Genomic DNA, 13656 nt, shown 5'->3' on the forward strand with positions numbered 1-13656 from the left:
CATCCTACAACTCAGCTTACGCCTGAACCACCGGGATCTTGGCGTTGGCTGCCGCTTCGCGGAACTCGGCGATCTGGTCGAAGCTCAGGTAGCGGTAAACGTCGGCAGCCATGCTGTCGATGTCCTTCGCGTACTGCATGTACTCTTCGACGGTCGGCAGCTTGCCGATGATCGAAGCGACAGCAGCCAGCTCGGCCGATGCCAGGTACACGTTGGTGGCGTCGCCCAGACGGTTCGGGAAGTTACGGGTCGAGGTGGAGACCACGGTCGAACCGGTCTGCACACGTGCCTGGTTACCCATGCACAGCGAGCAGCCTGGCATTTCCATGCGCGCGCCAGCCTTGCCGTAGATGCCGTAGTAGCCTTCTTCGGTCAGCTGGTGAGCGTCCATCTTGGTTGGCGGAGCCAGCCACAGACGGGTCGGGATGCCGCCCTTGACCTTGTCCAGCAGCTTGCCGGCAGCACGGAAGTGGCCGATGTTGGTCATGCACGAACCGATGAACACTTCGTCGATCTTCTCGCCCTGTACCGAAGACAGCAGGCGGGCATCGTCCGGGTCGTTCGGCGCGCAGAGCACAGGCTCTTTCACCTCGGCCAGGTCGATTTCGATGATTTCGGCGTATTCGGCATCGGCGTCGGCCGACAGCAGCTCAGGCTTGGCCAGCCAGGCTTCCATGGCCTGGGCGCGGCGCTCCAGGGTGCGGGCATCGCCGTAGCCTTCGCCGATCATCCAGCGCAGCAGGGTGATGTTGGACTGCAGGTACTCGGCGATGGCCTTCTCTGGCAGCTTGATGGTGCAACCGGCAGCGGAACGCTCGGCCGAGGCGTCGGACAGCTCGAAGGCTTGCTCGACGGTCAGCTCGTTCAGGCCTTCGATCTCGAGGATGCGGCCGGAGAAGATGTTCTTCTTGCCCTTCTTCTCGACGGTCAGCAGGCCCTTCTGGATGGCGTAGTAAGGGATGGCGTGGACCAGGTCACGCAGGGTGATGCCTGGCTGCAGTTTGCCCTTGAAGCGCACCAGCACGGATTCTGGCATGTCCAGCGGCATGACGCCGGTGGCGGCGGCGAAGGCCACCAGGCCGGAACCTGCCGGGAACGAGATGCCGATCGGGAAGCGGGTGTGCGAGTCGCCACCGGTACCCACGGTGTCAGGCATCAGCATGCGGTTCAGCCAGCTGTGGATGATGCCGTCGCCAGGGCGCAGCGACACGCCGCCACGGGTGCGGATGAAGTCTGGCAGGGTGTGGTGGGTGGTGACGTCGATCGGCTTCGGATAGGCCGCGGTGTGGCAGAACGACTGCATCACCAGGTCAGCGGAGAAGCCCAGGCACGCCAGGTCTTTCAGCTCGTCGCGGGTCATCGGGCCAGTGGTGTCCTGGGAACCGACGGTGGTCATCTTCGGCTCGCAGTAGGCGCCTGGGCGCACGCCCTGGCCTTCTGGCAGGCCGCAGGCACGGCCGACCATTTTCTGTGCCAGGGTGAAGCCCTTGCCCGAATCGGCAGGCTGCTCCGGCTTCTTGAACAGGTCGGAAGCACCCAGGCCCAGTTCGGCACGGGCTTTTTCGGTCAGGCCGCGGCCGACGATCAGCGGGATACGGCCGCCAGCGCGGACTTCATCCAGCAGCACTTCGGTTTTCAGCTCGAAGTTGGTGACCAGTTCGTCGCTACCGTGACGGCGTACTTCGCCCTTGAACGGGTAAACGTCGATGACGTCGCCCATGGCCAGGTTGGTGCAGTCGAATTCGATCGGCAGGGCGCCGGCGTCTTCCATGGTGTTGTAGAAGATCGGGGCGATCTTGGTGCCGAAGCAGAAGCCACCGGCGCGCTTGTTCGGCACGTACGGGATGTCGTCGCCGAAGAACCACAGCACCGAGTTGGTGGCGGATTTGCGCGAGGAACCGGTACCGACCACGTCACCGACGTAGGCAACCGGGAAGCCTTTGGCCTTGACGGCTTCGATCTGGGCCAGCGGGCCGACCGAGCCAGGCTGCTGCGGCTCGATGCCGTCGCGGGCCATCTTCAGCATGGCCAGGGCATGCAGCGGGATGTCAGGGCGCGACCAGGCGTCCGGAGCAGGGGACAGGTCGTCGGTGTTGGTTTCGCCAGGCACCTTGAACACGGTCAGGGTGTACTTGTCGGCGATGGCCGGACGTGAGGTGAACCACTCGCCGGCAGCCCAGGATTCCAGCACGGCCTTGGCGTGAACGTTGCCGGCCTTGGCTTTTTCGGCCACGTCGTGGAAGGCATCGAACATCAGCAGGGTGTGCTTGAGCTGTTCGGCCGCGACGGCGCCCAGTTCGGCGTCATCCAGCAGTGCGACCAGCGTTTCGATGTTGTAGCCGCCCTGCATGGTGCCCAGCAGTTCGGTGGCGTGCTTGCGGTCGATCAGTGGCGACTTGGCTTCGCCCTTGGCGACGGCGGAGAGGAAAGCGGCCTTGACGTAGGCGGCTTCGTCGACCCCTGGCGGTACGCGGTTGGTGATCAGGTCTACGAGGAAGGCTTCTTCGCCGGCCGGCGGGTTTTTCAGCAGCTCGACCAGGCCTGCAGTTTGTTCGGCGTTCAGCGGCTGGGGCACGATACCCAGGGCGGCACGCTCTTCGATGTGTTTGCGGTAGGCTTCAAGCACAGTTATTTCCCTCATCAGTGGTCCCTAAAGGGGGTCCGGGACGCTCATCCAGCATTCAATGCACCCATGCGCTGCCACGGCTTTGTGGGCCGCCCAGCCAGAGTCGCAAAGAATCCTTACAGAAGCTGCTTTCAAAGTTTTACGCCAGCAGAACGGGGAGCTGATGAGGGCTGGCACGGGCATGCGAGGGATGCATGGCCCGGGCCAACGCCGTTCTACCGGATGAACTGTGCTCGTGACGCTTTGAAAACAGCTTCCAACGGACATTGTTGCCTTTGAAAAGGCCGGATGATTCTACGGCAAAAAAAGCCCGAAGGTAAGGCGGCGAAGATGACTTTAACGAGTGACCCTGGTTAGACAAAGGGCTAACATGGGACCGTGTTCCACCGCCAAGCTGTTGTTTTTCATGTCCAACAAGTCCATCAAGACCCCTTGTGTCGGCCTGTGCTCCACGGTGTACGGGGACACGGTTTGCCGTGGCTGCAAGCGGTTCCACCACGAAGTGATCAACTGGAACGGCTACGACGATGCGCAGAAGCGCGCCGTGTGGCTGCGCCTTGAGCAGCTGCTGGTGCAGGTGATGATGGCCAAGCTGGAGGTGTTCGACAAAGGCCTGCTGCGCCAGCAACTGGATCAGCGTTCCATCCGCTTTGTCGAGCAGCAGTCGGAATACTGCTGGGCGTACCAGCTGATTGCCCGCGGAGCGCGGATGATCCGTGACCTGGAGGCCTATGGCATGGTGCTGTTGCCGGAATTCCGCGACTGGGAGCTGCCGCAGTTGCGCGACGCCATCGACCGCGAGTTCTTCCTGCTGTCCGAGGCGCATTACCAGCGCTACATCGCCCCGGCGTTCCTGCAACAGGCTTTGGAGTAGGCTGTTTCCCGCTGATTTCGGGCGGCATTGCTCGCGTAGTGTCCGGCGTTTTCCATGTACAGGAAGCGCCCATGAGTGACTATGTCTACCATCCGGAATTTTCCTTTCTGGCTCGCTGCTGGTGGCAGCTGAGCGATGACGTCCTGCGCGCCGATCAGTGGGACGCTTCGATCGCCAAGCTCGCTCCCATGTGGCTGCATTACGGCGGGGCCGCGCTTCACAACGATCACTGGTACAGGTACCTGCGGGCCGAGCCCGAAGGCACAGGGCAATTGCGACTGCAGACTTGGAGCTATACCAAGCCCGGTCATGTCTATGGCGAGCTGTTCTGGTTCGGTGCCTATATCAGCGGTACAGACCGAACCGGTGCGACGCTGCGCTATGAAATACGGCCTTATGACCGGAACTGGAAACCGCTGAACCGGATTGTCCACGGTAACCCGGGCGCGCTGTCAGGCTATGCAGGCGTCAAGGACCAGACCGAGGCGGCGGCCGGGCGCCAGCGTCTGACCGACCCGCAGCACCTTTGGAGCCTGTCGGGTATGAACCACGAGGATATCAAGCGCGGGGCGCGGTTATGCAATGTCGTTCTGGTCAACGCCGCCGGGCAACGGGCCAGACGCTTGGCCAACCGGGGGGCGTGGCTTATAAACACGTTGTCCGGCCAGCCGGGCCTGATGGCCCTGGAAGTGCTGGACTACGCCCATGAAGCGCGTGAGGTCGCCTGGGGCTCGGGCCTGCAGCGCGCAGGCAGCAGTCATGTGTTCAAGGCAGAGCACAGTTTCATCGCCAGCCTGTACTGGCGGGCCGACGAAACACCAGCCGGGCCTACCGGCTCCACTGACGGCCTGCAGGGCTTGGTGGCAGCTCGTTTTGACGAAGGCTCGGAGTGGAACCCACGGGCAAGGTTGAGTGTGGAGCAGGCCGATGCTTTGGGTATGCGTTGGCGCGAGGGTGAAACCCGACCGGCATGCGAGCGTTTCTGGTTTGCTGCCTACCTCAGTAACGGGGTGTATGCGTACGAAGTCTGGCCGCTCGACAAGCGTGGTCGGCGCTTGAACTTCACCCTTCGCAAACAGAAGGGCTGGACCATGAACCTGGCGCAGCGTTGGCAGGCGAATCGTGCAGAGGCGGATTTTCTCTGGCATCTGGACGGGTTGGACCCGGCGGCCTTGCAAGTGGGGGCAACAGTGGCCAACGTGAAGCTCCGGCACAGCAGTGGCCGTGTCGTGAAGCTGGCAGATCGTGCCGAACGCAGGCTGGGGACGGAGGCGCTGGGTGAAGAAGGATCCCTGACTGTGCAGGTAGTGGAAACCTCAGCCAGGTTCTAGGGGGCGCAAGGGCGCTGATACAGCGCCCTTGCCAGGGTTCAGTCACCGCTGTACTCGCAGCCACTGGTGCAGGTCTCGTGGATGCGGACCTTCGACAGTTCCGGCAGCAGCGGTTTGACCTGATCCCAGATCCACTTGGCGATCACTTCGCTGGTGGGGTTTTCCAGGCCAGGAATGTCGTTCAGGTAGTTATGGTCCAGTTGCTCGTAGATCGGCTTGAAGATCGCCTTGATCTCGGCGAAGTCCCGGATCCAGCCGGTGTGCGGGTCGAGCGGGCCGGTCAGGTGCAGGCCGACCTTGAACGAGTGGCCGTGCAAGCGACCACATTTGTGCCCGGCAGGGACGTGAGGCAGGCGATGGGCCGATTCGAATGTGAATTCCTTGAAGATTTCCACGCTGTCATAACTCTATGTGAATCAAGAATGCGCGCAGTCTACCAGCATGGCCGCTACAAGGCTTGCAGGCGTTCATGCAACCGCCCGGTGGCAATCAGCTCCAGCAACTCGTCGCCCAGCCGCTGGCTCTCGGCAATGGCCTTGTACCAGTAGCGCTTGCGGCCAGGCGCATCGCCCATGAAACGCTTGAAGTCGTTGCGGTCGGGCAGCTTGCCGTAGGGCAGCGCCGCCAGGTACTGCGGCGAGGGTGTCATCAGCAGCACGTTCTGCAGGCGGGTGGCATCGCCCTTGCGCCAGGGCAGGGCTTTGTCGAACCAGCCGGGTACGACCTTGTCGGTGAAGTGCGGGTACAGCACCAGGTCGTCGCCACGGTAGGGCAGGTCGAGGTGGTAGTCGAGCAAGCCGCCGTCGCGGTAGGTACCTGCACCTGCGCCGGGGATGTCTTTCACACCCTCCATGATCATGGGGATGGAGCCCGAGGCGAGCAGGGCATGGCGCAGGTTGGTCAGGTCCAGCGGCAGGCAGCGTGAGGGGAAGTCGGTCAGTGCGTCGAGCGGCGGTGTGGCGCGGCCGTCATGCAGGATGATGCGCTCGAAATGCCGGGCCAGGCGTGAACGGCCGAGCAAGTTGCTGGCGATCACAGAACCCAGACCGAAGCCCAGGCGGCCGCGATGGTCGTGGGCGAGCTGGCCATGGCTCTTCACTACCAGGATGTTCAGGCGGTAGTGTGGGTTGGCCAGCAGCTGGCCGTCGCGGCCTTGCAGCAGGTCATCCAGCATGTGTTGGCAGCTACGGGTGATTTCGGCCGGGGTGACGCCCTTGGCGAAATCCTGCTCGGTGTACAGTTCGCCCAGACGACGGATGCCTGCGACCGGGTCGTCGAGGCAGGCACTGGCGAAGCGCCAGGCGCCGATCGAGGCGCCGATCAGCGCACGTTGGCGTGGTGCCGACGGTAGCCACTCACCGAACAGCGCCAGGTCCAGGCCCTGGATGCCCAGCGGCTTCGGCCCGCCAGCCGCACCTGGCAGCACTCCGACATCGGCTGCCTGCAGGCCGCGCTCGCGGACCTGCCGCAGGGCACGTTGGCCGGCCTTGAAGGTCAGGGCGGGGTATTTGATGTGAATGGCGCTCATGGCGGACCTCTTGGGCGGCAGGCGGGTCATTATAGGGCTTCATACGAATACCCTGTGGCTTTAGCCGCGAAGAATCCAGCGCGGTGCATGGCACCGGCTGTGCCGGTGTTCGCGGGTGAAGCCGCTCCCACAGGGGCGCGCAGTATTTGGTGATGGCGAGACAGTAGCCTGACCTGCGCTATCATGGCGCCAGTTGTTTTCAGGTTGAATTAAGGACCGGTGGTTAATCTTAACCCCGTAGACAACTTGCACAGTTCTCAGGAGAGAAGAACGATGAAACGCATGACTGCCCTGTTCACCGTAGCCGCCGCCCTTGCCCTGGGCGCCCATTCCGCCATCGCCAAGGATGTGCAGCCCGACGAAGTGGTCAAACTGGTCAATGCCAAGACCGTCAAGTCGCTGGACGAACTCAAGGCCGCCGCCGTGGCCAAGCACCCAGGCGCCACCGTCACCGACTCGGAGCTTGAAGACGAGTACGGCCGCTACATCTACAAGGTCGAGCTGCGCGACACGCAGAACGTCGAATGGGATGTGGCGCTGGACGCCAAGACCGGTGAAGTGCTGAAGGACGAGCGGGACAACTGATGATCCACCTACTGCGGCCGGCGCGCTACCTCGCGCTGGCCCTGCTGGCCGTGTGTTCCCTGGCCGTTGCCCGCGACCTGGACCAGGACGAAGCCCTGGAGCTGCGCCAGAAGGGCATCATCCTGCCGCTCGAGCATCTGCTGGAAACCGCCCTGGGGCGTCACCCCGGGGCGCGCCTGCTGGAGGCCGAGCTGGAAGAAGACGACAATCGCTACGAATACGAAGTCGAGTTGCTGACGGCTGAAGGTGTGGTGCGCGAGATCAAGCTCGACGCCAGCAGCGGTGCCCTGCTCAAAGACGAGGAAGACGACTGAATGCGCCTGTTGCTTGTCGAGGACAATGTACCGCTGGCCGATGAACTGACCGCCGGCCTGCAGCGCCAGGGCTACGCCGTTGACTGGCTGGCCGACGGCCGTGACGCGGTGTACCAGGGCCAGAGCGAACCCTACGATTTGATCATCCTGGACCTTGGGCTGCCGGGCCTGCCTGGCCTGGAAGTACTGGCCCAGTGGCGTGCTGCCGGCCTGGCCACGCCGGTGTTGATCCTTACTGCCCGTGGCTCGTGGGCCGAGCGTATCGAAGGGCTGAAGGCCGGGGCCGATGACTATCTGAGCAAACCCTTCCACCCCGAAGAGCTGCAGTTGCGCATCCAGGCGTTGTTGCGCCGTGCCCGTGGCCTGGCCAACCAGCCGACGCTGGAAGCGGCCGGCCTGCACCTGGACGAAAGCCGGCAGTGCGTGAGCCGGGACGGCGTGGATATCCAGCTGACCGCCGCCGAGTTCCGGCTGCTGCGCTACTTCATGCTGCATCCGCAGCAGATCCTGTCCAAGAGCCACCTGGCCGAGCACCTCTACGACGGTGAAACCGAGCGCGACTCCAACGTGCTGGAAGTGCACGTCAACCATTTGCGACGCAAGCTGGGCCGCAGCGTCATCGAGACCCGCCGCGGGCAAGGCTACATCTACGCCGGGAGCGCCGCGTGAAGTCGATCCAGGCGCGCCTGAGCCTGGGCCTGGTGGCGGTGCTGGTGGTGGTCGGTCTGGTGCTGGCACAGCTGACCTTGTGGCTGTTCGAAGTCGGCCTGCAGCGCTACCTGGAGAACGGCCTGCGCAAGGAAAGCGAAAACCTGCTGGTGGCCCTGGTGCGCGGGCCTTCGGGCCTGCAGCTGGATGAGCGGCGTATCTCGGCCGCCTACCAGCGGCCGTTTTCCGGCTATTACTTCCGCATCGATTTCGATAAAGGCACCTGGCGTTCCCGTTCGCTGTGGGATCTGGACATGCCCAAGCCCGCCGCGCCGGGCCTTTCCGACAGCCACGAACTCGGCCCGGAAGGCCAGCAACTGCTGGCCCTGCGTGCCGATTACCGGCGCCTGGGCCAGGACATCTCGATCAGCGTGGCACAGGATTATTCACCGGTACGCGAAGGTTTCCGGCGCCTGCAGCAGATCGGCCTGGGCATGGGCCTGGTGGCGCTGATCCTGGTGCTGGTGTTGCAGCGCATCACAGTGACCCGCTCGCTGCGGCCGCTGGAGCGGGCACGCCAGCAGATCGCCCAGTTGCAGCAGGGCCAGCGTTCGCAGCTGGATGCCGAAGTGCCCAGCGAACTGGCGCCGCTGGTGGGGCAGATCAACCACCTGCTGAGCCATACCGAAGACAGCCTGCGCCGTTCCCGCAATGCCCTGGGCAATCTGGGCCATGCACTGAAGACGCCACTGGCGGTGTTGCTGAGCCTGGCCTCCAGCGAGCGCCTGAAGGACCTGCCGGATGTTCGCACGCAGATGCGTGAGCAACTGGAGCAGATTCAGCAACGCCTGGCGCGTGAGCTGAACCGTGCGCGCCTGGCGGGGGATGCGCTGCCTGGCGCGCAGTTCGATTGCGACCTCGAGCTGCCGGGGTTGCTGGGGACGCTGGGCATGATCCATGGTGAGGGCCTGCTGCTGGCCAGGGACGTACCGCCCGGGCTGCTGCTGCCGTGGGACCGGGAGGACTTCCTGGAACTGCTCGGCAACCTGCTGGACAACGCCTGCAAGTGGGCCGACAGCGAGGTACGGCTGGGAATTGCGCCGAATGCCGAGGGCTACCAGGTGTGGGTCGATGATGATGGCCCCGGTATCCCCGAAGGCCAGCGGCAACAGGTGCTGGAGCGCGGTTCGCGGCTGGACGAGCAGGTCGACGGGCACGGGCTGGGGTTGGGCATCGTGCGCGATATCGTCGAGGCCTGGGGCGGGCGCCTGGCGCTGCTGGATAGCCCCCTGGGCGGCTTGCGGGTAAGCATCGACTTGCCGCGCAAGGCTCGGTGATACCGGGGCCGCTTTGCGGCCCATCGCCGGCAAGCATGACTCCGTGGGCCATATCACCACTGCAAAAAAATTGCAGTACAGCCGCATTTTTTTGAATTAGCCCAATCCCACCCCACCCGGCAAAATTCCCCCACGAAACCCTGCGGTTTCCATCTCTCCACGGACGGAGCCCCTTGTGCTATTGCAACCGCAATACGAGGCCCAGGCCACCTTGGCTGGGCTTTCTTTTCAACCAGAAAAACTACAGATTCCGATTACCTACATGTCTGCCTCGCGTTCCGAAAGTCGTCTGCAGCGGCTGTTGCCAGCGCCCCTGAATATTCCCCCCAAAGAATGGTTGCGTGCCGGTATCGGCGCGTTGCTCGGCCTGTTCCTTGCCGGCTGGCTGACCAGCATGGCCTATGGCCCCAGCATTGCCTTGCACCTGCTCGGCCCGCTGGCGGCTTCGGCCGTGCTGGTGTTCGCCGTGCACTCCGGTCCGTTGGCCCAACCTTGGCCGGTGCTGGGCAGCTACGCCCTGGCCGGTGTGGTCGGCCTGGCCATGCGCCAGGGCTTCGGCCCGGAGTTGTGGGTGGCCGCTGCCGCCCTCGGTATCTCGATCCTGGTGATGTGCCTGCTGCGCTGCCTGCACCCGCCAGGTGGCGGGGTGGCGGTGAGCGCGGTGCTGGCCGACCCGGGGCTGACCGCCATGGGCGATCACCTGCTGGAGCCGGTGCTGCTCAATGCACTGATTCTGGTAGCGGTGGCGATCCTCTACAACCGCCTTACCGGCGTGCGGTACCCGAAAGGCGCGGTGCCGCGCAAGGACCTGCACCACACCCATGACCCGCTGCCCAGCGAGCGGGTAGGCATCCGTGGGGAAGACCTGGACCAGGCCCTGGAAGACCTGGGCGAGTTCGTCGACGTCACCCGGGACGAACTGGAACGCATCATCCTGGCCACCGAGCAACATGCCCTGCAGCGCAGCCTCGGTGGCATCACCGCAGCCTCGGTGATGTCCCGCGACGTGCAGTTCGCCACCCCCGATACCACTCTGGAGCAGGCCTGGAAACTGCTGGCCAGCCACCACCTGAAAACTCTGCCGGTGCTGCAGCAGGGCAAACTGGTGGGAATAGTCAGCCTCAGCGACCTGGTCGGCCCGGCCATGCAGCGTGGTCGCTTCAGTTGGCGCGGTTTGTTCGGCCGCAAGGCCGTGCGCATGGAGCAGGTGATGAGCCGCCGGGTAATCAGCGTCAGCAGCCAGCACCCGTTGGAGCGCTTGCTGCCGTTGCTGTGCGAACAGGGCCTGCATTGCCTGCCGGTGCTCGATGCCGACCAGTTGGTGGGCGTGATCACCCAGACCGATCTGATCGCCGGCCTCAAGCGCCAGCTGCTCAGCAAGGCCGAGGCTTCAGATAACCGGGTCCCAGCGTTGTGACCAGTCGCTGGCGCCGTCGGCCACCAGCCGGCGCAGGATGGCGAAGGCCTGTTGCAGGGCTTCGCTGTCGCGCTTGCGCGGGTACACCAGGAAAGTCGGGTAGGTGAATTCCGGCGCCTGCGGTACCCGCTCGAACACCCCGCTGTCCAGATAGGCCTGCACCACCCGCGTGCGGAAGTAGCCGCTGCCGCCCTGGTCAAGTATGAACTGCAAGGCCAGCGGGCCCAGGTTGAAGCTCAGCGCCGGGCGCGCGCAGTCGGGCAGGGCGGCATCGTGCTGGCGACGGAAGGCTTCGCCCCAGTCGATATAGATGTACGGGGCCGGCTGGTTGACCCGGCGCACACGAATCAGCTTCTCCTCCATCAACTGCTCCACCTGCAAGCCTGGACCGTAGGTCGGCTGGTAGACCAGCGCGGCATCCAGCAGGCCCATCTCGACCTTGCGCAGCAGCGCTTCGCCGTCGCTCACCTCGCTGCGGATGGCGTGGCTGGGCAGCTCGCGGTGCAGGGCACTGACCCAGTCGAGCAGCATCGGGTTGCCCAGGCTCACCTCACCGCCCACGTGCAGCACTTGCTGGCAACCCTCGGGCAGCGGCAGGTCGCGCCGCGCCGCTTCCCAGGTTTGCACCATCTGGTTGGCATAACTGACGAATGCCTCGCCGTCGCTGGTCAGGCTGGCGCCGTTGCGGCTGCGCACGAACAGCTGGCAGCCCAGTTGCTGTTCCAGGCGCTGCACCCTTGCGGTGATCGCCGTCTGTGACACGAACAGGCGTTCGGCGGCGGCGACCAGGCTGCCGCAACGCACGATTTCCAGAAAGGTACGGGCCTGATCGATGTCCATGAGCTGCTCGGTGGCTGAAGGGGCTGCCTATTCTAGAGGCTTTGCACCGTTGTGGGGCGTTTTTGCGTTGTCTGCAAATTTGCAGGTCGGTTGTGACTTTAGTCCCATGGCGGCGCGGGTGTAGCGGTCCATACTCAAGTTTCGCCCTTCAATAACAACAAGTACCGGGGTTTCTTTCGATATGAGCTACCAGCACAGCTACGCCCATTCCATTTCCGACCCTGCCGCGTTCTGGGCGGAACAGGCCGCGCATCTGGCCTGGCACCGCAAGCCTGCCCTCACGCTGCAAGACAATGCCGACGGCACCCACCGCTGGTTTTCCGATGGCCGCCTGAACAGCTGCTACCTGGCCCTCGATCACCAGATCGAGCAGGGCCGTGGCGAGCAGCTGGCGCTGATTTACGACTCGCCGGTGACCGGTGTGCAGCAGGCCTACACCTATCACCAACTGCGCGACGAGGTGGCGCGACTGGCCGGCTTGTTGCGCCAGTTGGGGGTGAACAAGGGCGATGGCGTGATCATCTACATGCCCATGGTGCCGCAGGCGGCCATGGCCATGCTGGCTTGCGCGCGGATTGGCGCAGTGCACTCGGTGGTGTTCGGTGGCTTTGCCGCCAACGAGCTGGCCTTGCGCATCGACGATGCCCGGCCGACGCTGCTGCTGACGGCGTCCTGCGGGCTGGAGTTCGAGCGGGTAATCGAATACAAGCCGCTGGTCGATCGTGCCCTGCAACTGGCCCGTCACCAGCCGCGCAATGTGCTGGTGCTGCAGCGCCCGCAGGCGCGTGCCCAGCTGCAGCCGGGCCGCGACCTGGACTGGCAGGCGGCATTGGCCGAAGCCGAGCCGGTGGCACCGGTGGAGCTGGATGCGGGCGACCCGCTTTACATCATGTATACCTCTGGCACCACCGGCAAACCCAAGGGCATCGTGCGGGAAAACGGCGGCAATGCCGTGGCGCTGTGCTACGCCATGCGCCATATCTACGGCATGCAGGCCGGCGATGTTTGGTGGGGCATATCCGACGTGGGCTGGGTGGTCGGCCATTCGCTGATCGTCTATGGGCCGCTGATGAGCGGCTGTACCACAGTGTTCTACGAAGGCAAGCCGATTCGCACCCCGGACGCCTCGGCCTACTGGCGGGTGGTAGAGCAATACAAGGTCAACGCATTGTTCTGCGCCCCTACGGCCATGCGCGCCATCCGCAAGGAAGACCCTGAGGGCGAGCTGATCCGCAAGCACGACCTGAGCTCGCTGCGCCAGCTGTTCCTGGCTGGCGAGAAACTGGATTCGAGCACCCACGAATGGCTGGAACGGGTCAGTGGCAAGCCGGTGCACGACCATTGGTGGCAGACCGAGACCGGCTGGCCGGTCACCGCGCCCTGCGTCGGGCTGGAAGGCAGCGCGGCGAAGCCAGGGTCGAGCAACCGTGCGGTGCCGGGCTACCACGTGCGCGTGCTGGATGACGAGGGCCACTTGCTGGGGCCGAACCATCAGGGCTCGATCGTCATCGCCCTGCCATTGCCGCCCGGGTGCAGCCAGACGCTGTGGGGGGACCATGAGCGTTATCTGCAGGCCTACCTGCGGACCTACCCGGGGTATTACCACACGGGTGATGGTGGCTACCTGGACGATGACGGCTTCGTCTACATCATGGGGCGCACGGATGACGTGATCAACGTGTCCGGGCACCGGCTGTCCACTGGCGAGATGGAGGACCTGGTGGCGCGCCACCCGGCGGTGGCCGAGTGCGCGGTGATTGGTGTGCATGACGAGATCAAGGGGCAGGTGCCGTTGGCCCTGGTGGTGCTCAAGGACGGCGAAGGCATTGCCGAGGCGCAGTTGCTGGTGGACCTGGTGGGTAGCGTGCGCGAGGAGATTGGCGCGTTGGCGTGTTTCAACCGGGTGCGGTTGGTGAAGCGGCTGCCCAAGACCCGCTCCGGGAAGATTCTGCGGGCGGTGCTGCGCAAGATTGCCGACGGGCAGGACTATGTGCCGCCATCGACCTTGGATGACCCTGCGGTGCTGGGGGAGATCGAGGCGGTGCTGGCGGATTTGCCCAGGGCGGGTTGATGTTTAGACTTTGCCGGCCTCTTCGCGGGTAAACCCGCTCCCACAGGGATATCACAGGCCTTGAGAACTGTGCAATACCTGTGGG

At 64.2% G+C, this 13656-nt stretch carries 12 protein-coding genes; 8 read left to right on the top strand and 4 right to left on the bottom strand.

The window, feature by feature from the left end:
- Positions 1-16: 16 nt before the first annotated feature.
- Positions 17-2626, bottom strand: coding sequence for a bifunctional aconitate hydratase 2/2-methylisocitrate dehydratase (gene acnB, locus ACK1U9_RS10715; RefSeq protein WP_108480323.1), 2610 nt, complete (start codon positions 2624-2626; stop codon positions 17-19).
- A 406-nt stretch (positions 2627-3032) separates the two neighbouring features.
- Between acnB and ACK1U9_RS10720 the strand changes: the two genes are divergently transcribed.
- Together ACK1U9_RS10720 and ACK1U9_RS10725 are read left to right on the top strand one after the other, a co-directional pair.
- Positions 3033-3500 (top strand): DUF1289 domain-containing protein, encoded by a 468-nt coding sequence (locus ACK1U9_RS10720; protein ID WP_181381621.1) that lies wholly within the window; start codon positions 3033-3035, stop codon positions 3498-3500.
- Positions 3501-3571: 71 nt separating this feature from the next.
- The gene (locus ACK1U9_RS10725) at positions 3572-4831 is read left to right on the top strand and encodes a hypothetical protein (protein WP_153670975.1); all 1260 of its coding nucleotides are present in this window, start codon (positions 3572-3574) and stop codon (positions 4829-4831) included.
- 38 nt (positions 4832-4869) lie between these two features.
- Here the strand turns inward: ACK1U9_RS10725 and queD are convergent, their stop codons facing one another.
- Both queD and ACK1U9_RS10735 read right to left on the bottom strand, forming a co-directional pair.
- Complete coding sequence (gene queD, locus ACK1U9_RS10730) at positions 4870-5226, bottom strand: 6-carboxytetrahydropterin synthase QueD (protein WP_025338446.1); 357 nt, start codon at positions 5224-5226, stop codon at positions 4870-4872.
- 53 nt (positions 5227-5279) lie between these two features.
- Entirely contained in the window at positions 5280-6359 is a 1080-nt protein-coding gene (locus tag ACK1U9_RS10735; protein WP_153670976.1) for a patatin-like phospholipase family protein, read from the bottom strand.
- Between the two features lie 273 nt (positions 6360-6632).
- On the opposite strand from ACK1U9_RS10735, the gene ACK1U9_RS10740 reads away from it, so the two are divergent.
- From ACK1U9_RS10740 to ACK1U9_RS10760, 5 genes are all read left to right on the top strand, one after another.
- Positions 6633-6944: a PepSY domain-containing protein gene (locus ACK1U9_RS10740; RefSeq protein ID WP_085600213.1), complete on the top strand. Its 312-nt coding sequence runs from the start codon at positions 6633-6635 to the stop codon at positions 6942-6944.
- Positions 6944-7258, top strand: a complete 315-nt coding sequence (locus ACK1U9_RS10745; RefSeq protein ID WP_085600216.1) for a PepSY domain-containing protein — start codon at positions 6944-6946, stop codon at positions 7256-7258. Before ACK1U9_RS10740 ends, ACK1U9_RS10745 begins: the two co-directional genes overlap by 1 nt.
- A complete protein-coding gene (locus ACK1U9_RS10750; protein WP_039614066.1) occupies positions 7259-7927 on the top strand; it encodes a response regulator transcription factor in 669 nt (222 codons plus the stop codon).
- Positions 7924-9243, top strand: coding sequence for an ATP-binding protein (locus tag ACK1U9_RS10755; RefSeq protein WP_046615726.1), 1320 nt, complete (start codon positions 7924-7926; stop codon positions 9241-9243). The genes ACK1U9_RS10750 and ACK1U9_RS10755 overlap by 4 nt, the downstream gene beginning before the upstream one ends.
- A gap of 262 nt (positions 9244-9505) precedes the next feature.
- Entirely contained in the window at positions 9506-10660 is a 1155-nt protein-coding gene (locus ACK1U9_RS10760; protein WP_046615749.1) for an HPP family protein, read from the top strand.
- Here ACK1U9_RS10760 and ACK1U9_RS10765 read toward each other — a convergent pair.
- The gene (locus ACK1U9_RS10765) at positions 10634-11500 is read right to left on the bottom strand and encodes a LysR family transcriptional regulator (protein ID WP_085600220.1); all 867 of its coding nucleotides are present in this window, start codon (positions 11498-11500) and stop codon (positions 10634-10636) included. The two genes, ACK1U9_RS10760 and ACK1U9_RS10765, sit on opposite strands and share 27 nt — an antisense overlap.
- A gap of 181 nt (positions 11501-11681) precedes the next feature.
- On the opposite strand from ACK1U9_RS10765, the gene ACK1U9_RS10770 reads away from it, so the two are divergent.
- Positions 11682-13571 (top strand): propionyl-CoA synthetase, encoded by a 1890-nt coding sequence (locus ACK1U9_RS10770; protein WP_196173746.1) that lies wholly within the window; start codon positions 11682-11684, stop codon positions 13569-13571.
- Positions 13572-13656 lie beyond the last annotated feature (85 nt).

It is taken from the genome of Pseudomonas sp. XP1, assembly GCF_053557675.1.

Bases quoted from the DNA above. Each gene is read 5' to 3' on its own strand.
- ACK1U9_RS10720 (WP_181381621.1), top strand. From the start codon at position 3,033: ATGTCCAACAAGTCCATCAAGACCCCTTGTGTCGGCCTGTGCTCCACG.
- ACK1U9_RS10725 (WP_153670975.1), top strand. From the start codon at position 3,572: ATGAGTGACTATGTCTACCATCCGGAATTTTCCTTTCTGGCTCGCTGC.
- ACK1U9_RS10735 (WP_153670976.1), bottom strand. From the start codon at position 6,359: ATGAGCGCCATTCACATCAAATACCCCGCCCTGACCTTCAAGGCCGGC.
- ACK1U9_RS10740 (WP_085600213.1), top strand. From the start codon at position 6,633: ATGAAACGCATGACTGCCCTGTTCACCGTAGCCGCCGCCCTTGCCCTG.
- ACK1U9_RS10745 (WP_085600216.1), top strand. From the start codon at position 6,944: ATGATCCACCTACTGCGGCCGGCGCGCTACCTCGCGCTGGCCCTGCTG.
- ACK1U9_RS10750 (WP_039614066.1), top strand. From the start codon at position 7,259: ATGCGCCTGTTGCTTGTCGAGGACAATGTACCGCTGGCCGATGAACTG.
- ACK1U9_RS10760 (WP_046615749.1), top strand. From the start codon at position 9,506: ATGTCTGCCTCGCGTTCCGAAAGTCGTCTGCAGCGGCTGTTGCCAGCG.
- ACK1U9_RS10765 (WP_085600220.1), bottom strand. From the start codon at position 11,500: ATGGACATCGATCAGGCCCGTACCTTTCTGGAAATCGTGCGTTGCGGC.
- ACK1U9_RS10770 (WP_196173746.1), top strand. From the start codon at position 11,682: ATGAGCTACCAGCACAGCTACGCCCATTCCATTTCCGACCCTGCCGCG.